At 65.5% G+C, this 20,221-nt stretch carries 19 protein-coding genes; 9 read left to right on the forward strand and 10 right to left on the reverse strand.

The window, feature by feature from the left end:
• Positions 1–15 precede the first annotated feature (15 nt).
• The 3 genes from cydB to A7D17_RS16895 all read right to left on the reverse strand — a co-directional run bounded on the left by cydB (position 16) and on the right by A7D17_RS16895 (position 3,009).
• Positions 16–1,038 carry a cytochrome d ubiquinol oxidase subunit II gene (gene cydB / locus A7D17_RS16885; RefSeq protein ID WP_064510144.1) on the reverse strand — a complete coding sequence of 341 codons (1,023 nt, stop codon included), beginning with the start codon at positions 1,036–1,038 and terminating at the stop codon, positions 16–18.
• Positions 1,029–2,438, reverse strand: a complete 1,410-nt coding sequence (locus A7D17_RS16890; protein WP_064510145.1) for a cytochrome ubiquinol oxidase subunit I — start codon at positions 2,436–2,438, stop codon at positions 1,029–1,031. Before A7D17_RS16890 ends, cydB begins: the two co-directional genes overlap by 10 nt.
• A gap of 289 nt (positions 2,439–2,727) precedes the next feature.
• Positions 2,728–3,009, reverse strand: a complete 282-nt coding sequence (locus tag A7D17_RS16895; protein ID WP_064510146.1) for a hypothetical protein — start codon at positions 3,007–3,009, stop codon at positions 2,728–2,730.
• Between the two features lie 520 nt (positions 3,010–3,529).
• Between A7D17_RS16895 and A7D17_RS16900 the strand changes: the two genes are divergently transcribed.
• The gene (locus A7D17_RS16900) at positions 3,530–4,810 is read left to right on the forward strand and encodes a sigma-54-dependent transcriptional regulator (RefSeq protein ID WP_064510147.1); all 1,281 of its coding nucleotides are present in this window, start codon (positions 3,530–3,532) and stop codon (positions 4,808–4,810) included.
• Entirely contained in the window at positions 4,810–5,049 is a 240-nt protein-coding gene (locus tag A7D17_RS16905) for a hypothetical protein (RefSeq protein ID WP_064510148.1), read from the forward strand. The genes A7D17_RS16900 and A7D17_RS16905 overlap by 1 nt, the downstream gene beginning before the upstream one ends.
• A 101-nt stretch (positions 5,050–5,150) precedes the next feature.
• On the opposite strand, the gene A7D17_RS16910 is transcribed toward A7D17_RS16905, so the two are convergent.
• Both A7D17_RS16910 and A7D17_RS16915 read right to left on the reverse strand, forming a co-directional pair.
• Positions 5,151–6,050, reverse strand: coding sequence for a manganese catalase family protein (locus A7D17_RS16910; protein ID WP_064510149.1), 900 nt, complete (start codon positions 6,048–6,050; stop codon positions 5,151–5,153).
• Positions 6,051–6,180: 130 nt separating this feature from the next.
• Entirely contained in the window at positions 6,181–6,687 is a 507-nt protein-coding gene (locus tag A7D17_RS16915; RefSeq protein ID WP_064510150.1) for a YciE/YciF ferroxidase family protein, read from the reverse strand.
• A 425-nt stretch (positions 6,688–7,112) separates the two neighbouring features.
• On the opposite strand from A7D17_RS16915, the gene A7D17_RS16920 reads away from it, so the two are divergent.
• Complete coding sequence (locus tag A7D17_RS16920) at positions 7,113–7,307, forward strand: hypothetical protein (RefSeq protein WP_064510151.1); 195 nt, start codon at positions 7,113–7,115, stop codon at positions 7,305–7,307.
• Positions 7,308–7,319: 12 nt separating this feature from the next.
• Here A7D17_RS16920 and A7D17_RS16925 read toward each other — a convergent pair whose 3' ends face one another.
• On the reverse strand, positions 7,320–8,537 hold the full coding sequence (locus A7D17_RS16925) for an FAD-dependent oxidoreductase (protein ID WP_064510152.1): 1,218 nt from the start codon (positions 8,535–8,537) through the stop codon (positions 7,320–7,322).
• A gap of 281 nt (positions 8,538–8,818) precedes the next feature.
• Here A7D17_RS16925 and A7D17_RS23720 point away from each other — a divergent pair, with 281 nt between their 5' ends.
• From A7D17_RS23720 to A7D17_RS23190, 5 genes are all read left to right on the forward strand, one after another.
• A complete protein-coding gene (locus A7D17_RS23720; protein WP_095522626.1) occupies positions 8,819–10,117 on the forward strand; it encodes a sensor histidine kinase in 1,299 nt (432 codons plus the stop codon).
• Positions 10,114–10,890 (forward strand): LytR/AlgR family response regulator transcription factor, encoded by a 777-nt coding sequence (locus A7D17_RS16935; protein ID WP_064510154.1) that lies wholly within the window; start codon positions 10,114–10,116, stop codon positions 10,888–10,890. The genes A7D17_RS23720 and A7D17_RS16935 overlap by 4 nt, the downstream gene beginning before the upstream one ends.
• A 35-nt stretch (positions 10,891–10,925) precedes the next feature.
• Complete coding sequence (locus A7D17_RS16940) at positions 10,926–11,297, forward strand: hypothetical protein (RefSeq protein WP_064510155.1); 372 nt, start codon at positions 10,926–10,928, stop codon at positions 11,295–11,297.
• A 258-nt stretch (positions 11,298–11,555) separates the two neighbouring features.
• Entirely contained in the window at positions 11,556–13,151 is a 1,596-nt protein-coding gene (locus A7D17_RS16945) for an APC family permease (RefSeq protein WP_064510156.1), read from the forward strand.
• Between the two features lie 29 nt (positions 13,152–13,180).
• A complete protein-coding gene (locus A7D17_RS23190) occupies positions 13,181–13,468 on the forward strand; it encodes a hypothetical protein (RefSeq protein ID WP_082862098.1) in 288 nt (95 codons plus the stop codon).
• 220 nt (positions 13,469–13,688) lie between these two features.
• Here A7D17_RS23190 and A7D17_RS16955 read toward each other — a convergent pair whose 3' ends face one another.
• Positions 13,689–14,288 (reverse strand): hypothetical protein, encoded by a 600-nt coding sequence (locus A7D17_RS16955; protein WP_064510158.1) that lies wholly within the window; start codon positions 14,286–14,288, stop codon positions 13,689–13,691.
• 380 nt (positions 14,289–14,668) lie between these two features.
• Here A7D17_RS16955 and A7D17_RS16960 point away from each other — a divergent pair, with 380 nt between their 5' ends.
• Positions 14,669–15,595 (forward strand): oxygenase MpaB family protein, encoded by a 927-nt coding sequence (locus A7D17_RS16960; RefSeq protein ID WP_064510159.1) that lies wholly within the window; start codon positions 14,669–14,671, stop codon positions 15,593–15,595.
• 32 nt (positions 15,596–15,627) lie between these two features.
• Here A7D17_RS16960 and A7D17_RS16965 read toward each other — a convergent pair whose 3' ends face one another.
• From A7D17_RS16965 to A7D17_RS16975, 3 genes are all read right to left on the reverse strand, one after another.
• Entirely contained in the window at positions 15,628–17,697 is a 2,070-nt protein-coding gene (locus A7D17_RS16965) for a M13 family metallopeptidase (protein WP_064510162.1), read from the reverse strand.
• Between the two features lie 148 nt (positions 17,698–17,845).
• Positions 17,846–18,541, reverse strand: a complete 696-nt coding sequence (locus A7D17_RS16970; protein ID WP_064510163.1) for a glycosyltransferase — start codon at positions 18,539–18,541, stop codon at positions 17,846–17,848.
• A 244-nt stretch (positions 18,542–18,785) separates the two neighbouring features.
• Positions 18,786–19,781 carry an aldo/keto reductase gene (locus A7D17_RS16975; protein WP_064510165.1) on the reverse strand — a complete coding sequence of 332 codons (996 nt, stop codon included), beginning with the start codon at positions 19,779–19,781 and terminating at the stop codon, positions 18,786–18,788.
• Positions 19,782–20,221 lie beyond the last annotated feature (440 nt).

A 20,221-nucleotide genomic window follows, 5' to 3' on the forward strand; every position in this document is an offset into this window, starting at 1 on the left:
GGTGACGAGTTCTACTCAGTGATGATGGTGATACCCAACATCGGCGGCAATCTTGCCGCGGAACACGCGATACGACCAGACCGTGTAGCCAAGCACCAGCGGCAACAACACGATCAGCCCCACCATTGGGAAGATCTGCGATGAAGGCGGTGAGGCGGCCTGCCAGATCGTGAAGCTCGGTGGCACCAGATACGGCCACATGCCCAGCACCAGCCCGATAAAGCCCAGGACGAAGATCGCCAACGTCAACAGGAAGGGTGAGGCATCGCTGCGCGAGCTGTCGCTGCTGCGCCACAGCGCCAACGCCACCGCGGAAGTGACCAGCGGTATCGGCGACAGCCACCAGAAGTTGCCGTGTTCGAACCAGCGCGCCATCACATGCGAGCTCAGGAACGGCAGCCAGGCGCTGACCAGGACAACAAAGGTGATCACCACGCCGACCAGCGGCTTGGTCAGCTGCCGCGCAAGCGCATGGGTCCGGCCCTCGGTCTTGAGAATCAGCCAGGTGCTGCCGAGCAACGCATAGCCGAACACCAGCGCCGCACCGGTGAGGATGGTGAACGGGCTGAACCAGCCGAACACGCCGCCGGTGTAGCGACCATGTTCCAGCGGCATCCCTTCCACCAGCGCGCCCAGGATGATGCCTTGCGCGAATGCGGTCAGGATCGATCCGCCAATGAACGAAAGCGTCCACAGCCGCCGCGATCGATGCGCCTTGAAGCGGAATTCGAACGCCACGCCGCGAAACACCAGCGCCATCACCATGAGTAGCACCGGCAGATACAGCCCCGACAGGATCACCGCATACGCCGTCGGGAAGGCGGCGAACAGGCCGGCGCCGCCGAGCACCAGCCAGGTCTCGTTGCCGTCCCAGATCGGCGCGGCCGTGTTCATCATCAGGTCCACTTCCTGCTCGTCGCGGGCGAACGGCGCCAGCATGCCCAGCCCGAGCACAAAGCCATCCAGGACCACGTACATCAGCACGCCGAAGCCGATCACCCCGAACCACACCACCGGCAACCAGTAGCTCAGGTCCATGGTGTGTTCTCCTGTTCCAGGGATGCATCTGCGGCCGACAACGGGCGTGCCGGCGTATGTTCGCCACCGGCCACGTCCGGGCCATCGCGGCTGGCTTGCGGTCCGCTGCGCACCAGCTTGGTCAGATACCAGATGCCGAAACCGAACACGAAGGCGTAGCCCAGCAGATACACCAGCAGGGACACCGCAACGGTCACCGTCGATTGCGGGCCCACCGCATCGGCGGTGCGCAGCAATCCGTAGATCACCCACGGCTGGCGGCCGATCTCGGTGACGAACCAGCCGGCGACCAGGGCAATGAAACCGGCCGGCAGCATGGCATTCCAGGCCAGTATCAGGGCCGGCGCATGCAGTCGTCCACGCCACCACGCCAGGGCAGACAGCCAGGCCAGCAGCAACATCGCCATGCCCAGGCCGACCATGATGCGGAATGCGAAGAAGACCGGTGCCACTGGCGGCCGCCGATCGCGCGGCACCGAGGTCAACGGCGTGATGTCGCCGTCGGTGCTGTGGGTCAGGATCAGGCTGCCCAGACGCGGGATCGCCACTTCGTAGTCGTTGCGCTCGGCCTCGGCATTGGGCAGTGCAAAGACCACCAGCGGCACGCCGGCATCGGCAGTGGCGCGATGCCAGTGCGCTTCCATCGCTGCCACCTTGAGCGGTTGATGTTCGAGCGTGTTCAAGCCGTGCTGGTCACCCGCCAGGATCTGGATCGGCAACACGATGGCTGCAAAGGCCACCGCCAGCCGCAACATGCGTGCAGCCGCATCCACATGCACGCCCTTGCGCAGGTAATAGGCGCCCACACCGCCGATCACGAAGCAGGTGGTGATGAACGAACCCAGCGCCATATGGACCAGGCGATACGGAAACGAGGGGTTGAAGATGATCTGTGCCCAGCTCACCGGCTGCACGATCCCGTTGACCATGGCGTAGCCCTGCGGCGTATGCAGCCAGCTATTGGACGACAGGATCCAGAACGTGGAGACCAGCGTACCGATCGCCACCATGCAGGTGGCAAAGAAATGCAGCCGTTCCGAGACGCGGCCCCAACCGAACAACATCACCCCCAGGAAGCTGGCCTCCAGAAAGAACGCAGTGAGCACCTCATAGCTCAGCAGCGGCCCGATCACGCTGCCGGCGATGCGGCTGAGCTCCGGCCAGTTCGCGCCGAACTGGAAGGCCATCACGATGCCGCTGACCACCCCCATGCCAAAGGAGGCGGCAAAGATCCGCAGCCAGAAAAAATACAGCCGCTTCCAGGCCTCATCATGCGTGCGCAGCCACCGCCATTCCAGAAAGCCCAGGAAGTTCGCCAGCCCGATGGTAAAGGCGGGGAACAGCACGTGAAACGAAATGACAAAGGCGAACTGGATACGGGACAGCAGCAGCGCTTCCACGTGGATCTCCCAGGACTGAATGCGCGTGAGCGCAGTGACGGTGGCGGCGGCGGGCTACATCGGTGCCGCTACAGCAGGGCGGTGCTGGCAGTACCAAACATTGACTCGCGTGCGTTTGATCGTGAGCGGTGCCGAACGCTGACCCAGGTTGGCAGCTTCAAGCGTGCGCGCATGCAGCGCAGAAAGGCGTGACCCAATGCACCGGCCGACACTGCGGAGCGCTTACGGCTGGAACGGGCGCACGCCAGTTTCAGACGTGCGCTGCATCAGCATTTCGCCGCACGCCGGACTATGGGGTGCGCAGATGCTGCAGGCACCGGGGAGCCAGCCAGTCGGCAAGCTGTGCATGCATCGACCCGGGAGTCAGGCACAGCGACTGACGCACGGCCCTGATGGCGTCATGCTCACTCAGCTGCGGGTGCGCGTTATAGGCCTCGCAGACGGCGCGTACCGTTCCTTCCGGAATACCGTCGAACGGGTGATAGCCAAGCTGTCCACGTCGGTGCTGCTGGCGCCAGTAGTCCAGCTCATCCTGGATATCGGCCTGGCGAGGGATGGTCACTGCTTGCATAAGGCACCGAACGGTCGCTTTTTTGAGGAGTGTTGACCCAGCGAAAGAACGATGCCGTGAGTGCGATGTGCACGCGCTCTACACATCTGGTGCGTAGGGTAGTGACGGAGCGCCTGCATCGCGTTGCCCAACCGCAGCGCGCGCCTGGCTCGATCCTCCGGGCCACGTGCAGCCTGGCTGCGATGCAGCAGCAAAGCGACCTGATCCGTTGATCGGGTCGCGACCGGAGTTAACGGAAACGACCAGGCGAGTCACGCAAAACCTTGCACTGCGTGGCGTTTCGACAGTCCCGATGCGGCTGCCGACCCCGACCATGACGCTTGGCACTGGCAAATTACCGGCCGGCCGTGCGTACTGCGAGCACACCTCACACGGCGAGCTCGACTAGGGGGAAGAGCGCCGTCCAATCATCGCCACGATGGTTGCGCATCCATTCTCGTGGTGACAGGCAGGCGCGCCTTCGCGCGGCCGTCACAATTCTCAACTGAACATGTACTAGTCATTGCGGACAGAAGCGCTCATGGACCGTCTTTCCTGCGCCATCATCGACGACGACGTGGAGTTTTGCGATCAGGTGGTGGAGCTCGCCACCGATAGCGGATTCCGCGCCAAGGGGATCCACACCCTGGGCGAGGCCAGCCGTTGGCTGGACAGCAATTTCCCGGACCTGCTGGTGGTGGACGTCGGCCTGCCCGACGGCAGCGGCTTCGACCTGATCGAACGGCTGGACCCGGACCACACCCCGCAGATCGTGGTGGTCTCGGGCGACTACGCCTATGAGACCCAGGGGCGCGCGCAACAGTTTGGCGTCAGCGAGTTCCTGACCAAGCCTTTTGCGCCGGAAAGACTGGAGCGCGTGCTCGGCGGCCTGCGCGAGGCGCAGCAGGGCAACCTGGGCATCATCGGCAATAGCGACAGCATCGCGATCCTGCGCAAGGACATCGTGCGCGTGGCGCCGACCGATCTGAATGTCCTGGTGACCGGTGAGACCGGTACCGGCAAGGACCTGGTGGCGCGTGCCATCCACCGGGTGTCCGGCCGTCGCGGTCGCTTCGTGCCGGTCAACTGCGGTGCAATTCCGGAAGAGTTGCTGGCCAGCCAGCTGTTCGGCCATGAGCGTGGCAGCTTCACCGGCGCCGATCGTCGGCATGCCGGATTTCTGGAGCAGGCAGCCGGTGGCACCTTGTTCCTGGACGAAATCGGTGAGATGCCCAAGCGCCTGCAGGTCTACCTGCTGCGTGCGATCGAATCGCGCAGCTTCATGCGGGTGGGTGGCAACGAAGAGATTCCACTGGACGCGCGCGTCGTTGCGGCTACCCATCAGCATGTGCAGCGCGAGCAGGCGGTGCTGCGCGAGGACCTGTTCTACCGACTCAACGAGTATCCGATCCAGGTGCCACCGCTGCGCGAGCGCCGCGGCGACGCGCGCGTGCTGGGTCTGCGCGCCATCGACGAACTCAACGTCAAGTACGGCAAGCGCAAGCTGCCGACCAAATCGCTGCTGCGCTACCTGGCCTATCACGCCTGGCCGGGCAACGTGCGCGAGCTACGCTCGTTCATCCATTATCTGTATCTGCGATCGGATGGCGATCTGCTGAGCGCGCCGGACGTGGAGCAGACCGTGCCGCAGGCCGCCGAAGACGGGTTGCTGATTCCGGCTGGCTGGACCATGCGCCAGGCCGAGGACGCCATGATCGAATCGGCACTGGCACGCACGCGCTTCAACAAGAAGGCGGCTGCCCGCGAGTTGGGCATCAGCGTGCGTACGCTGCATAACCGGCTCAGCGACAAGGACGCATAGTGTCCGACGCACCGCTTGAACGACGCGAACTGCTGCATCAGCTGCGCAACCGGCTCAACGTGATGGGCTTTGCGCTGTATGCATTGCGCAGCGACAGCTCCAAGCCGATGGAGACGCTGCGCAGTGCGCATCAATCGGCCACCGCTCTGCTCAACCAGTTGGGTGAGCAAGAGCGTGCCGCAGAGCGAGGCCAGGACGCGCCGACAGATGCCGCATCCAGGGACACTGTCGGCAACTGACCGCGCTGCCGGCTACGGTGTAGGTCGACTGGGTCCATGCAAGCCAGATGTGTGCTGGCACCCACACCTGTGGAAAGTGGACGCGAGGGCGTCCACTCATGTCAGCGTTGGATATCGCCGGTGGTGGACCCGGCGCCCGGGCCTGCGCCCAGATCCGCGCCAGTAACACGGTCCAGCTCCGGATTGGACATCAGCCGCTGCGACATAGCCGCGACGGCCTTGGCCTGCGATGCATCGAGGTTGACCGATGCTGTCCCGTCTCCCCCATCCACGGCGGCCTGCTCATCGCGATCGGCCACCATCTCCCATTGTTCGCCGGTATTCCAGGGACCAGTCGCATCACCTTCGCCCTGCGACATGTTGTAGTACGTGTCGGTGAAGCGCGGGTCGCCCGGCAACTTGCCCGGTGGGAAGTTCGGCTCGATCGCGTACAACGCTTTTTCGAAGGATTTTTGATGCGCTACTTCGCGTGTCATCAAGAAGCGCAGCGCATCGACGATGCCAGGGTCGCTGGTCACCGTAATCAGGCGCTCGTACACGAGCTTGGCGCGCGCCTCAGCCGCGATGTTGGAGCGCATGTCGGCCGTGGGGCAGCCGATCGAATCCACGTACGCGGCCGTCCACGGCGCACCGGAGGAATTCACCAGAGCCGGTCCACCGCCATAGAGGATCTGCTGGGTATGGCTGGTGCTGTTCTGGGTCATGCGACGCATGTCCATTGCTTCTTCCATGCCCTCGGACAGCACCGCCTTCGGGCCCTGATTGAGCATGGCGATGATGGAGCCGATGATCTCCAGGTGGCTGAGTTCTTCGGTGGCGATATCGAACAACAGGTCCTTGCGGCCCGGGTCGCTTTCGCCCAGCGCCTGGGTGAAATAGCGCATGGCGGCGGCGAGCTCGCCCTGCGGCCCGCCGAACTGCTCGAGCATCAGCGTGGCCAGCTCCGGGTTGGGCTCGGCGACGCGTACGGTGTACATCAAACGCTTGTTATGCATGAACATGAAGGTGTTCCTTGGCTGGCGCCCGCCAATGACGACGCCTCAGTGAGCGTGCAGACACGTGGGGGCATTGGCTGAGAGGCCCGCACGGAGAGTGCGGGCCAGTGCAGGGCGTCGCGCCCTGCAGGGTGGATCAGGCCGCCTCGCGGGCCTTGGCGGCTTTCTGGTTGCCGCCCTGTTCGGCGAGCAGGGTCAGCTTTTCATCGGTGGATTTTTCTTCTTCCAGCGTGGCCAGCAGCAGCGGCAGAGCATCGGCATAGCCCAGCTGCTTGGCCATGGCGGCGATGGTGCCGTACGAGGCAATCTCGTAATGCTCCACTTTCTGTGCCCCGCCGATCAGTGCCGCATCGCGTACCGGGCCAGCCTCGATCTCGTCGATGACCTCGCGGCTTTCTTCCACCAGGCCTTCCATCGCCGCGCACTTGATGCGCTTGAGCTTGATGCCGAGCAGCTCGACGACCTGGTCGATGCGTTCGATCTGGCCCTGGGTTTCTTCCAGATGGGTTTCGAATGCGTCCTTCAACGCCGGCTCGGTTGCAGCGCGGGCCAGACGCGGCAGCGATTTGGTGAGCTGCTTTTCTGCGCTGTAGATGTCCGACAACTCGTGAATGAATAATTCTTCGATAGTCTTGATCGCCATGGGTGGCTCCTGGAATGGTCAGAGGGTGGGTTGTAGGGCGTCCCGTGGAGGCAGGAGCGCCGTCTTGCGGATCGCGTCGAGACCAACGCGAGCGTGATTGCTGGCAGTACTGCGATGTCAGGCCCAGCCGATGCGATCTGCTGCAGCAGGCAGTGCGTGTCCAAGGCGGTGCGGCGTGATCGCTACGCTAGCGGCGCGCGTGTTAGCGGGATCGGTGCATACGGTGATCCCGATGCGACAACGGCCTGTGCCGTAGCGTGGCCGTACCTGCTTGCTGTCCAACGAACGCAAGCGCGGTGGTGTTGCATGCGGGCAACCAAGCTGTCACGCGAGGCGGCGCCCGCGCAGCTGCAGTGCACTATGCGGCCGCACGCCAATGCGCGAATGCGCTACAACACCGCATCACCGTCAGAACGAGGCGCTGCATGACACCGTTGGATAAACCGTTACGCCGCGAGCTTCACATCGGCGACCAGGCCTACACCCTGGTTATCGATCCGGAGGGCATGACGCTGATGGAGAAGGGCAGGCGCAAGGGCGTGCGCCTGCGCTGGGACGAATTGGTCAGTGGCGATGCTGCAGTGGCCCGCGCGCTGCAGGCCTCGCTGGAAGATCGCTAGGCGCGCGCTGACTCAGGCAGTGGGAAACAAACGCGACAGCTCGCGCACAGCCGCCTCGCTGGCGGCGCGGTCGGGTGTGGCATCGGCATTGTTGAAGTCGTTGGCACCTTGCGATTGCACCAGCAATCCATCGCGGCGCGGCACTACATTGAGGTTATGTCCGCGCCAGACCAGCCCGTAGGTGACCTCCGGTTGCGGGATCAGGCGTGCGGTCTGCCCGCGCACCGGGATCACGCTCGGATCGCCCAGCAGGGCGCGTGCGCCGTAGCCGGTGGCATTGACCAGGATCTTTTCGTGCAACTGGCCGAACTGGCGCGGGTCTTCGAAACTACGCGTGTACAGCTCGCCGCCGGCCTGCAGAAAGTCTTCCATCAGCAGGCGCGCGTAGGCGCTGATGTTGAAGGTCAGCTGGCCATAGCGGCGCACGAACGGCACCGGGAACGGATGGCTGCCGGCCGCCAGTGGCTGCGAACGGGGGCCAAGGTCGCGCAGTAGCGTGCGTTCCAGCGGGGGATAGTCCGGTTCGTGCGCTTCGGCCGATGCGATCGGTTGGTCGAACGGCAGGTCCGACAACACGTAGCCGTCGCGCCATTCGATCGGCTCGCCGGGCAGGCCGAGCAGGGTCTGGTACCGGCGAAAGGAGATCCGCGCCATTTCTTCCCAGCGGGTCTTGAAAGCGGCGTCGGCGTACGCGCTGGTGCAGACGCGCGAATCGGGCGACCACACCCCGGTGGCATAGAACGAGCGCACGTCCGGCAAGCGCTCGCGCGCGTAGATGCGCACGCGTAGGCCGGCGCGCTGGGCGACCACCGCCGTGGTCAGGCCGATCGCACCGCAGCCGATCACCGCCAGTTCGCGTGCGTCGGCATCGGCGACGCGCACCAGCCGCAGGGCATGCTCTGCAGCGCCCCAGGACAGCGACCAGCCGCTGCCGCCATGCCCGTAGTTGTGCACCACCGTCTTGCGGCCGATACGTTCGGCCTCGATGCGCGGGCCTTGCGCGCGGAACGGCCGGGTGCAGCCATCGATGGCGATGATGCGATCGACCGACGCACGCATCGGCACCAGCGGCGGTGCGGCGGCAAACGGTAAAGGCACCGCTGTCGGCGCCTGGGGTGCGGGCACGGACGCAGACGGCGCGATGCCCGTCTTGCCGGTGGCCGCCCGGCTGCCGGTCGAAGCAGCCGCGAGCGCAAGCCCGGCGCTGTGCAGGAAATGACGTCGGTGCATGCGACTCCAGGGAGTGAGGATGGAGGTGGCCAGGGCAGCTGGTGCGCAGCAGCGCTCCCACGCCAGGACCCGATGGTAACGCCTGGATTGCGGCACGGTTGCGCCGGGCAGGCACGCCGGCAACCGCGACGCGGCCACGCCCGCAGGTTGCCGGGGTTACCCGATTTCGTCCGCCGAATCCGGCATTTGAGGTCACGTCGGCGGCCATTCGTCGCCTGGGGCTTTCGTCGCCACGCGCGGCGGCTATGCTCGCTCCCGTCCACTCAACGAGCGCCTTGTCCGTGTCCGCCAGCGTTTTTCTGATCGTGCGTATCGTGTTCGCCTGGGCTGCCGCATTGGTGGTGGCGGCGATCATGTGGTCGCAGCTGTTCGGCTCGACCGGCGCGTTCTTCGGGCTGGCATGCATCGTGCTGCTGACACTGGCCTTGATGAGTGCGATCACCCATGTACGGCGCGTGCGCCTGATCGCCGGGCGGCTGGACCACGACACCTTGTCCACGCGCCAGCGGCGTCAGATCGAAGTGCCGCTGGAAGTGCGGGCCAGTTTTGCGCTGGTGGAAGAGGCGGTGCGTGCGCTGCCACGCGTGCAGGACATCGAGTGCGCACCGGGCAGCCTGCTGATCCGCGCCCGGGTGCGCCGCATCGACCCGTACGAAGGCCGCAAGCCCTCACGCTGGAATCTGTTCGCGCGCTTTGCCATCACCCACAACCAGGTGCTGGTGACGATCACGCCAGGGCAGGGCACCAGTAGCGTCACGGTGTTGTGCGAACCCGATGCCGGTGCCTGGGTGGATCTGTTTGCGGTGGACGAAGGCAGCAATTACGAGAACGCCGAGGCGATCAACCGCGCGGTGGTGCGCAGGGTTGGCGAACAACGCCGCGACGAGCAGGCGGCAGTCGAGCAGTCGGTGATGGAAAAGGAGCTGGCGGTGGCGCGGCTGAACCTGCTGCATGCGCAGGTGGAGCCGCACTTCCTCTACAACACGCTGGCCAGCGCGCAGGTGCTGGCGCGGACCGATCCACCGCGCGCCGACATCATGATCGGGCACCTGATCCAGTACCTGCGCCGCTCGCTGCCCAGCGCCGACGATGCCACCTCCACCCTGGGCGAAGAACTCGAACGCACCCAGGCCTACCTGGAGATCCTGCGCATCCGCATGGGCGCGCGGCTGGCGCTGCAGGTGGAAGTGCCTTACGAGCTGCGCAGCCTGGCGCTGCCGTCGATGATGCTGCAGACCCTGGTGGAAAACGCCATCAAGCACGGGCTGGAACCCAAGCCCGGCGGCGGCACCGTGTGGATCCTGGCACGCCGTCTCGACAACCAGGCCACGCTGACGGTGGCCGATGACGGCCAGGGCTTCAACACGCACAGCCATGGCACCGGCATCGGCCTGAAGAATCTGCGCGAGCGCCTGCAGCTGATCTACGCCGACCAGGCGAGCTTTGCCATCGTCTCCAATTTCCCCAGCGGCGTGGCGGCCACCATCACCCTGCCGCTGCCGGCCTCGCTTGTGGGTGGCGTGCGGCAACCGCCGCCGTTGCCCGAGACTGCGGTTTCCAGCGCAAAGGTGCAGGCATGAGCGCGCTGCGTGCGGTGATTGCCGAAGACGAGGCGCTGCTGCGTCAGTCGCTGCTGGCGCTGCTGGCCGAGGTCTGCCCGCAGCTGCAGGTGGTGGGCGAGTGCGAAGATGGCGCCGGCGCGCTGGAGGCCATCGCCACCCAGCAACCGGATGTGGTGTTCCTGGACATCCGCATGCCCGGGCTGACCGGCATCGAGGTGGCGCGTGCGATGCGCGAGGTCAGTCCGCGCACCCAGGTGGTGTTCGTCACCGCCTACGACCAGTACGCCATCGATGCCTTCGAACACGGCGCGGTGGACTACCTGCTCAAACCGATCAACCGGCAGCGCCTGCAGGCCACCTGGCAGCGCGTGCAGCAACGCGCCGCCGCCGGCCAGCCCGATGGCGGCCTGCTGGATGCCTTGCTGCAGCGCCTGTCCGCACGCCCGGCCGCCGCCAATGCGCCGGCGCCGCTGGCCTGGCTGACTGCCAGCAGCGGCCGCGAGACGCGCCTGATCGCACTGGACGAAGTGGCGTATTTCCAGGCCGACCAGAAATACACCACGGTGATGACCGCCGCCGGCGAAGCGGTGCTGCGCACCCCGCTGCGCGAGTTGCTCGACGCACTCGACCCGCAGGTGTTCAAGCAGATCCACCGCTCGACCATCGTCAACATGAAGGCAGTGGCCTCGGTCATCCGCGACGACACCGGCAAGGGCCGACTGCATCTGCGCGGCCGCAGCGAGACGCTCACCGTCAGCCAGCCCTTCATGAGCCTGTTCCGCGGCATGTAATTCCCCCGTTCGCATCGACTGAAAGGACTGCCTCCATGCGCCTGCTCGCCTCCCTGGTCTATTGCCTGCTTGCCCTGGCCGGCTGCCACGAACGCACCGGCACGACCTCGATCACCCGCGCCATCAGCGATGGCCGCGATGTGATCTTCAGCAAGACCCTGGTCACCGACACCGAGACCAACGTGCATTGCCTGGCCAGCAGCAGCGGCCAATGCCATTACCTGGTGTACGAAGAACAATGCCCGGTTGCCGCCTCGGGTGGCAGGACGCCGGCACCGGGCTGCGCACGCCGGACCCTGGACCAGTTCGCGCTGTTGCCGGGCCAGATGCGCGCCCTGCGCGGGATTACGAAGGCCGCGCATACCTGCGTGGATGCCACGGCACCCGGCGCCGACTGTCACGGCTAGGAGGCGTCCATGGTGTGGAGACGGCCGGTGCCCGCACGAGCATGCACCGCGAGCGCGGGCGGCAGCGGTGTCTTGCGTGTGCTTCCCGCCCGTGTAGGCGAGCGCCGTAGCGCCGCAACCGTGACACCCAGGTCTGCCAGGGCTGTCGATGGCGGCCAGTCTGGTAGGCGCCTGAATACGCACTGACGGCAAGCGGTCGCTTCTGCGATCATTGCCGGCTTGTGCCGATGCACGGCGCCATCACTGTCAGGCTTCTTCATGTCCGAACATTCGTTGCGCCGCGACGTCGGCCCCTTTGCGCTCATGCTCACCGGCCTGGGCTCGATCATTGGTTCTGGCTGGCTGTTTGGCGCCTGGCGCGCAGCCGGGCTGGCCGGTCCGGGTGCGATCTGGGCCTGGATCCTGGGCGCGGCGATCATCACCACCATTGCGCTGTCCTATGCCGAGCTGGGCGCCATGTTCCCCGAATCCGGCGGCATGGTGCGCTACAGCCACTACTCGCACGGTTCGCTGGTGGGCTTCATTGCCGGCTGGGCGAACTGGATCGCCATCGTCTCGGTCATCCCGGTCGAAGCCGAGGCCTCGGTGCAGTACATGGCCTCCTGGCCCTGGGCCTGGGCACAAGGGCTCTACGTGCAGGCGCCTGGCGGAGCGGGCGAACTGTCGGTGCCCGGGCTGCTGATTTCCGCGGTGCTGGTGCTGGTGTACTTCTTCCTCAATTTCTGGAGCGTCAAGCTATTCGCGCGCTCCAACACCCTGATCACCGTGTTCAAGCTGGTGGTGCCGGCGGCGACCGGCGTGGCCCTGATCGCCAGCGGTTTCCATAGCGAAAACTTCAGCGTCGGCATCCACGGCGATGCGCACGTGATCGACCTGGCCGCGGTACTCACCGCGGTGGCCACCGCCGGCATCGTCTTCAGCTTCAACGGGTTCCAGAGCCCGGTGAACCTGGCCGGCGAAGCGCGTAATCCCGGTCGCAGCATTCCGTTCGCGGTGCTCGGTTCGATCGCGCTGGCCACGGTGGTCTACGTGATCCTGCAGGTGGCCTACATCGGCGCGGTACCGCCGGAGTTGCTGGCCAAGGCCGGCTGGCACGGCATCGATTTCCGCTCGCCGTTTGCCGAGCTGGCCATCATCGTCAACCTGCACTGGCTGGCGATGCTGCTGTACATCGATGCCTTCGTCAGCCCCAGCGGCACCGGCATCACCTACACCGCCACCACCGCGCGCATGGTCTACGGCATGGAAAAGAACGGCACCATGCCGGCTGCGCTGGGCAAGCTGCACCCGGTGTGGGGCGTACCGCGCATGGCGATGTTCTTCAACCTGGCGGTGTCGTTCGTGTTCCTGTTCTTCTTCCGCGGCTGGGGCACGCTGGCAGCGGTGATCTCGGTGGCCACCATCATTTCCTACCTCACCGGCCCGATCAGCGCGATGGCGCTGCGTCGCCACGCACCGGAACTGCATCGCCCGCTGCGCATCGCCGCATTGCCGGTGCTGGCTGGCGTGGCGTTCGTGATGGCCACCGAGCTGCTGTACTGGGCGCGCTGGCCGCTGACCGGCGAGATCATCCTGCTGATGGTCGTGGCGCTGCCGGTGTACTGCTACTACCAGGCCAAGCAGGGCTGGCCGGACCTGCGCCGCAACCTCAAGGGGGCGGCCTGGATGATCTGCTATCTGCCGGTGATCGCGCTGCTGTCCTGGGCTGGCAGCACCGATTTCGGCGGGCATGGCTATCTCGGCTACGGCACCGATCTTGCGGTAGTCGCTGCAGTCGGCGCGGTGTTCTACATCTGGGGTGTGCGCAGCGGCTGGCGTACCCCGTCGGTGGAACAGGCGGTTGCGCGGGCGTAAGTTGGGCTGTGCATCTGGACTGAAACGCAATGCAGAATCCGCGCAAGATCGTCCTGCATTCCCTGCACGGCGAACGCCCAGGGCTAGCAGCTCTGGTCGCCGACTGGATCGCTGAAGGTGTCAACTACGTCGGTGTGGTCGGCGTCGATGCCGAGCGCATAGAGGACCTGATCGATGACGTGTGCGTGGGAGATGGTTCGGCACCATCTCATGCTACAGCGGCGCGTGGTCCTGACGAGTCTCTGGAGGATGCGGTGTTCTTGGCGGAGCACCTGTCCGATGAATGTGCCGGCCCTGTCCGTGTGATTGCGTTCTAGTCGTTCGAACACGCTGGCGCCACCGCGTCATTCGACTCCTGCTTCAAGTGACTCCTGCTTCAAAGGCTCATCAAAGCGGCGAACCAGTGGCTCGGCACACCTGGCGTGCGTTCGGATCAGGGTGAATGGCCGGTGTTGAAATGCAAAACGGCCGATGGAGTTCCTTCGGCCGTTTTGCAGTTCAATCGCGCGTTCTGGTCTGCGATCTGTGCGCAATGCTTCAGGCGTTGGCCACCAGCCGTGGCGCGCCATCGAAACGGTCCAGATCGCGCAGCAATTCGGTGTAGCGGCGCAGCCGGCCCATCTCGCGCATGTTGACGATGTCCTCGTGGCGCAGCTCGCGCCGGGAGGTCACCTCCTGCTTGTAGCGCAGCACCTCCGGGTAGCGCCGCGTCATGTCCAATGCGTCGGCAACGCACTCGACCGAGTCGGCATCCGGCGCGACGCGTGCCCGGCTGTTGAAGGCGCGTAGCCAGCGCTCGAAACCGGCGCTGTGATCGAACAGGTCGGCGATGTACCACATGATGAACAGGATCGAGACCCAGGACGTGAAAATGATCACCACGCGACTGAAGGTCAGGTGGTAATCGTCCTGCCACAGCTGATGGGTGATGACACCGAGCAGGACCAGCGAGATCGCCTGCCAGCCAATGATCGAGGCGATCACCCACTGCTTCTTGGCCACCTTGAGCAGATTGAGCTCTTCGTCGAGCTGCTCATCGGTCTTGTCACGCCAGAAGGCGACCTGCTCGTCGAAGGAGCGCCGATGGAGTGCGTTGTCCTGCAATAGCAGGCCTAAACCCTGGAACAAAGCGATCATGACAAGCTCCTGACGGATGGCTGGTACGAGCGGCTTGCTGCACCGGTGGTGGCCGGTGCCCTGGAGCGACCGACGCGCCGTACAACGATCCGGCGCGGATATCGGACGCCTCTAGTTCTAGCACTTTCGCTGTGCATGGCAATGCCTGGAGCGAACCGATCGCCGCGCAATCCTGCGCACTCGCGCACAAAACGCTGAATTCAGGCGGTTTGGCCGCCGCAGCGCAATCCCGGGCGTCGCCTGGGCGGTCGATCTTGTTGCACTGCACACCGCGCGGCGCGGCGGGTGCGCCATTTCGACCGCTTCCGCCAGGCGCGGTACGCCTGGTCGGCGAGCACCTGCACGCCACATGACGACAGGCAAGCCGGTACTATCGCGGCATGTCTTCGGTTCTACGCACGTTGTCCTCCCCCGCCGCCGAACAGATCCGCCGCTGGGTGCTGGGCGCATTTCCGCGCGGCCAGAGCACCATCGAGTACGACCAGCCGCTGGGCGACCCCGGCCTCTTCGGGCCCGATAGCGTCACCTGGCGCGTGCATTCGGAATTTCCGGGCATGCTGTCCGGCGGGTTGTGCGCATTGATGCTGCAGCTGCTGCACCCGCGCGCGCTGGCCGGTGTCTACGACCATTCCAACTTCCGCGCCGACCTGATCGGTCGGCTGCGGCGCACCACCAATTTCGTCGCCGGCACGACCTACGCGCCGCAGGCCGAGGCCGAACAGCTCATCGCGCGCGTGCGGCGTATCCACGCGCACATCCGCGGCCATACCGCCGACGGCGTGCCTTACGATGCCAACGACCCTGCGCTGCTGACCTGGGTGCATGTCACCGAGGCCTATGGCTTCCTGCAGGGCTGCCGTCGCTACTGTCGCGACGTGCCGGCGGCCATTGCCGACCGCTACTACGACGAAGCACGGCGCGTGGCCGAAGCGCTGGGCGCTAGCGAGGTGCCTGCCAGCGAGGCCCAGGTGGAGGCCTACTTCGCCTCGGTGCGCGGCGAACTCCGCATGGACGCCCGTTCCCGCGAGGTACTCGACATCCTGACCGGCATCCAGTTGCCGGTGCCGGCGGCCGGCCTGTCACGCGGCGTGTTTCTCGGCGCCGGCGCGGCGCTGCTGCCCGACTGGGCCGGCGACATGCTCGGCCGCACCACCATCCAGCGCGCACAGGCGCGTGCATCCGCCCGGCTGCTGCGCGGCCTGTCGCCGTTGTTCCGCACCGCGCTGCGCGATGGCCTGTCCGCGCGCGCATGCCGTCGCATGCAACTGCCGCCGGCCATGTTGCTGGAGTGGCCTGAGCGGTCGTGACGGTGGTGGATGGCGCCTGCGGCAACCGTCCACTACCAGATCTTGACCCGCTGCTCCGGTGCCAGATACAGCTGTTGATCTTGCTTCACATCGAAGGCCGGGTACCAGGCGTCCAGGTTGCGCACCGTCTGTGCCCGGAAGCGTCCGGGTGCATGTACATCGGTGAGCACCGCATTACGCAACGCGGCGTCGCGGTATTTGCCGCGCCAGGCCTGCGCGAAGCCGAGGAAAAAGCGCTGATCCGGGCTGAAGCCGTCGATGGTCTGTGGCTGCTTGCCCTGCAAGGACAACTGATAGGCGTCGTAAGCCGTGGCCAGGCCGGCGACATCGGCGATGTTCTCGCCCAGGGTCAGCTTGCCATTGACCGATAGATCGTCGAACGGCTTGTAGGTGCCAAACTGCGCGGCAAGCGCATTGCCGGCGGCTTCGAACTTCTTCAGATCCTGTGGCGTCCACCAGTTATGGAGTTCGCCGTGCTCGTCGAACAGGGCGCCCATGTTGTCGAAGCTGTGGCTGATCTCGTGGCCGATCACCGCACCGATGGCGCCGTAGTTCACGGCATCGTCGGCGGCCGGGTCGAAGAACGGCGGTTGCAGGATCGCGGCGGGGAAGATCAGCCGATTTTCCAGCGGTACGTTCAGCGCGTTGACTTCCTGCGGCAGCATGTACCACTCACGGTGATCGACGGCCTTGCCGAGCTTGGCAAGATTGCGGCGGTACTCGAACAGGCCGGCGCGTTCCACGTTGCCCAGCGCATCGTCGCGCCGCACATCCAGCGCACTGTAGTCGCGCCAGCTGTCAGGGTAGCCCACCGCCACCGTCAATCCGGCGATCTTGGCCTTGGCGTGCTGCTTGGTTTGCGGTGTCATCCACTCCAGCGCATCGATGCGCTTGCCGAATGCGGCGATCAGGTTCTTGACCATCTCTTCGGCGCGCGCCTTGGTCTGCGCGCTGACGTATTTCTGCACGTAGCGCTTGCCTACCGCTTCGCCCAGTGCGGCGTTGGTGGCGTCGATGCCGCGCTTCCAGCGCTGGCGCTGCTGCGGCGTGCCCTCCAGGGTGCTGCCGTAGAACGCGAAGCGCTCATCGGCAAACGCCTTTGACAGATACGGCGAGGCGCGATCGAGCGCGCGAAAACGCAGATAGTCCTTCCAGGTCTGCAGCGGTTCGGAGTGCACCAGCGCCGACAGCCCGCTGATCGCCTGTGGCTGCCATACGATGAAATCCTGCTGTGCCTTGAGACCTGCGGCATCGAAGAACACGCCCCAGTCCAGGCCCGGTGCCTGTCGGGCAAAATCGGCCTGCTTCCAGGCGTTTGCACCGGCCTGGACGTTGTTGGTCTGCTCGGGGCTGGCATGCACGCGCGCCATCGCCGTTTCGAGCGCCAGGATGCGCTCGGCCCTGGCCTGTGCGTCGTCGATGCCGGCCAGCTCCAGCAGTTTGACGATATGCGCGCGGTAGGCATCGCGTAGCTGTGCCATGCGCCCGCCGTCCAGGTAGAAGCTGCGCTCGGGCATGCCCAGGCCGCCCTGCACCAGATAGGGAACGTAGCGGCCGGGGTGGTGCAGATCCTGCGAGACCCACAGGCCGAACAGACGGTCGGTATGGAAATTGGTCGCGTTGAGCAGATCCACATCGGCGCGTAATTGCCCGCCCAGGGTGCGCGCCAGCGCCTGCTTGTCGTCCAGGTGTGCAATGGCATCCAGTTCCGGTTGGACCGGATGCAGCCCCTTGGCCTCGATGCTGGCTTCGTCCATGTAGGCGGCGTAGTAATCGCCGATCTGCTTGTCTTCACCGGTGACGCGGTCGTTGGCGGCGGCGCCTTCGATGATGTCGCGGCTGTGGCGTTCGGTTTCGATGGCGATGCTGACGAAGCTATTGAAACTGGAGCGATCGCCGGGAATCTGGGTGTGCTTGACCCAGCCGCCATTGGCATAGCCGAAGAAGTCGTCGCCAGCGGCCACGCTACGGTCCATGCCTGCGGTATCGAAACCGAACTGGCCAAGCTTGGGTGCGCTGGGCGGCGGCGTGGCATGCGTGTCGCCCGCAGGCGCGGCGCCCTCGCGGTGGCACGCTGCAGTGCTCAGGGCCGCGGCAGCCATGGCAGCGATCAGGACAGGGCGATGCAAAGAAGCCATGCGGTGCAACTCGAAACCGTAACAAGAACGGCAGTGTAAGTGGCCTGCGGTGCCACGTCCCGATTCGAGGGCAGGCACCGGTGCGAGATCGCCGGCCATGGACACGCCCGGTTCAGCGCCGCCGCTGGTACCAGAAGCCCAGCGCGTCCCGGGTCTGCAGCATGCGTCGCCCGCGCCACAGAAAGCGCCACAGCAAACCCAGATGCTCACGCTTGGAAAAACTGCGCAATTTGCGGTCCGAGGTATGCACGGTCTGGCGCAGGATCACGAAGCGTCCGCAGCGCGCCAGTGCGCGACTCAAGGCCACATCTTCGCCGGCGTAATAGCGTGTATCGAAGCCGCCCGCACTGATGAAGGCCACGCGGGTGCAGAACAGAAAGCACCCTGGCGCGATGCCGGCAATGCGGAACAGCCAGCCGAAGATGGCTTGCGCAGTGCGTTCGAACCAGACGCGTTCGCCATGCAGGTGGACCTGCGCGCCGCCACCCACCGCGCCAGCATCCAGCGCCTGCAGCGCTGCGCCAACCACCTGCGGGTTGACCTGGGTGTCGGCATCCAGAAACAGCAGGCGCTCGCCGTGCGCGGCCTGCGCGCCTGCGTTGCGGGTGGCGGCGATATGCCGCAGCTGCACTTCCAGTACCTGTGCACCGGTGGCGCGTGCGATGGCGGCGGTCTCGTCGTCGCAGGCATCGGCCACCACGATCACTTCGTAGTCCAGCTGCATTGCCTGCGCGCAGGCATGCAGGCAGTGCAAGGTTTCGCCGATCAGGGCGGCCTCGTTATGGGCGGGGATGATGAAGGACAGCATGGCTGCGGCCCGTGGAAAGATGGCGGTCAGTGTGAGGGCGGCGGCGATGCGGTGGTGTGAGTGAGTGGCCACCGTGCTGATCCGCTACCGCGATGTGGGCCGGACCCGGTTGGATGGTGCAGCGCCTGCCATAGGTAGACCGGCTGCAAGGCCTGACGCTCGACTTGCTGCAAATCACTATCTCCAACCGATTACACAGGCCCGACCGCATGGCCGCCGCGACGAGGCGGCCATGCGGTGGTTCTCAGCGATGCACCGAGCCCATGGTCGCTTCCGGATACCGGGTGCCGGACGCGGCCTGGGGCGGAAAGATCGCATCGATGCGCGCCAGTTCGTCCGGCATCAACGCCACGTCGAGCGCGGCGAGGTTCTCTTCCAGGTAGGCCAGGCGCTTGGTGCCGGGGATCGGGACCAGGTCCTGGCCCTGTGCCAGCACCCAGGCCAGGGCCAGTTGCCCGGGCGTGATGCCCTTGTCGGCGGCAATCGCCTTGACCTGCTCCACCAGCTGCAGGTTGCGGGTGAAGTTTTCGCCCTGGAAACGTGGCGAATGGCGGCGGTAATCGTCGGTATCGAAGTCGTCGGGTGACGAGAACGCACCGGTGAGGAAACCGCGCCCCAGCGGCGAGTAAGGCACGAAGCCGATGCCCAGTTCACGCACGGTGGCGAACACGCCGTTGTGTTCCGGCTCGCGCGACCACAGCGAATATTCGGTCTGTACCGCAGTGATGGGATGCACCGCATGCGCGCGGCGGATGGTGGTGTCGGCCGCCTCGGACAACCCGAGGAAGCGCACCTTGCCCTGTTCGACCAGGCGCGACATTGCCCCGACGGTGTCTTCGATCGGCACGTTGGGGTCCACACGATGCTGGTAGTACAGGTCGATGTGCTCTACGCCCAGGCGACGCAAGCTGGCCTCGCAGGCCGACTGCACATAGGCCGGGCTGCCATCGATGCCGCGCACCTCCGGGTTGTTCGGATCGAGTTTGATGCCGAACTTGCTGGCCAGGAAGACTTCGTGCCGGCGCGTGGCAATCGCCTTGCCGACCAGCACTTCGTTGGTGTGCGGGCCGTACATGTCGGCGGTGTCGAGCAGGCTGACGCCACGGTCGAGCGCGCGATGGATCACCGCGATCGACGCCGCTTCATCGCTGCGATCGCCATAGAACGCGCTCATGCCCATGCAACCCAGGCCAAGTGCGGAAACGGTGGGGCCGGAACGGCCAAGCGTACGGGTTTGCATGAGGGGGAGGGCTCCGTGCAGCAGGGTAGGCGGGCAGGGTGGTGGGGTGTGCGTTAGCGCGATGTGGTTCGACTGCTAAGGCATGAAGGTATCGCGGGGTCGTGGTGAAGAACTGATTGGTGCCTGAGTCAGGTTGCTTCCGGATTCGACAGTCGCCGGGGCAAACCGCACACATACGCGCCGACGGCCGCGCATGCTGATTTCCGTGTGGAGGTCGCTGTCACCGCGTGCGGGCAGGCACGTGCACAGGAGAATCATGGAACGAAGAATGCCGCAGCCCTGACCGCATCGCCGCGCGTGGGCAGTGAGAACGACGCTGCAAGCGGCACTCAGGACAAGGTCAGGTCGATGGCAAGTTCAGTAGTCACCGGCCCGCAGCAACCGTCGAAGCCAAGCGCCTCATCAACCGCAGCCGCGCGCGGTGTGAATCGCGGCCAGCC

The sequence above is a fragment of the Xanthomonas floridensis genome (assembly GCF_001642575.1).
Classification (GTDB): Bacteria; Pseudomonadota; Gammaproteobacteria; order Xanthomonadales; family Xanthomonadaceae; genus Xanthomonas; species Xanthomonas floridensis.

What these genes read in the sequence shown, in the direction of transcription:
- cydB (WP_064510144.1), bottom strand. Translation starts at nt 1,038, where the DNA reads ATGGACCTGAGCTACTGGTTGCCGGTGGTGTGGTTCGGGGTGATCGGC.
- A7D17_RS16895 (WP_064510146.1), bottom strand. Translation starts at nt 3,009, where the DNA reads ATGCAAGCAGTGACCATCCCTCGCCAGGCCGATATCCAGGATGAGCTG.
- A7D17_RS16900 (WP_064510147.1), top strand. Translation starts at nt 3,530, where the DNA reads ATGGACCGTCTTTCCTGCGCCATCATCGACGACGACGTGGAGTTTTGC.
- A7D17_RS16910 (WP_064510149.1), bottom strand. Translation starts at nt 6,050, where the DNA reads ATGTTCATGCATAACAAGCGTTTGATGTACACCGTACGCGTCGCCGAG.
- A7D17_RS16915 (WP_064510150.1), bottom strand. Translation starts at nt 6,687, where the DNA reads ATGGCGATCAAGACTATCGAAGAATTATTCATTCACGAGTTGTCGGAC.
- A7D17_RS16920 (WP_064510151.1), top strand. Translation starts at nt 7,113, where the DNA reads ATGACACCGTTGGATAAACCGTTACGCCGCGAGCTTCACATCGGCGAC.
- A7D17_RS16925 (WP_064510152.1), bottom strand. Translation starts at nt 8,537, where the DNA reads ATGCACCGACGTCATTTCCTGCACAGCGCCGGGCTTGCGCTCGCGGCT.
- A7D17_RS16935 (WP_064510154.1), top strand. Translation starts at nt 10,114, where the DNA reads ATGAGCGCGCTGCGTGCGGTGATTGCCGAAGACGAGGCGCTGCTGCGT.
- A7D17_RS16940 (WP_064510155.1), top strand. Translation starts at nt 10,926, where the DNA reads ATGCGCCTGCTCGCCTCCCTGGTCTATTGCCTGCTTGCCCTGGCCGGC.
- A7D17_RS16945 (WP_064510156.1), top strand. Translation starts at nt 11,556, where the DNA reads ATGTCCGAACATTCGTTGCGCCGCGACGTCGGCCCCTTTGCGCTCATG.
- A7D17_RS23190 (WP_082862098.1), top strand. Translation starts at nt 13,181, where the DNA reads ATGCAGAATCCGCGCAAGATCGTCCTGCATTCCCTGCACGGCGAACGC.
- A7D17_RS16955 (WP_064510158.1), bottom strand. Translation starts at nt 14,288, where the DNA reads ATGATCGCTTTGTTCCAGGGTTTAGGCCTGCTATTGCAGGACAACGCA.
- A7D17_RS16960 (WP_064510159.1), top strand. Translation starts at nt 14,669, where the DNA reads ATGTCTTCGGTTCTACGCACGTTGTCCTCCCCCGCCGCCGAACAGATC.
- A7D17_RS16965 (WP_064510162.1), bottom strand. Translation starts at nt 17,697, where the DNA reads ATGGCTGCCGCGGCCCTGAGCACTGCAGCGTGCCACCGCGAGGGCGCC.
- A7D17_RS16970 (WP_064510163.1), bottom strand. Translation starts at nt 18,541, where the DNA reads ATGCTGTCCTTCATCATCCCCGCCCATAACGAGGCCGCCCTGATCGGC.
- A7D17_RS16975 (WP_064510165.1), bottom strand. Translation starts at nt 19,781, where the DNA reads ATGCAAACCCGTACGCTTGGCCGTTCCGGCCCCACCGTTTCCGCACTT.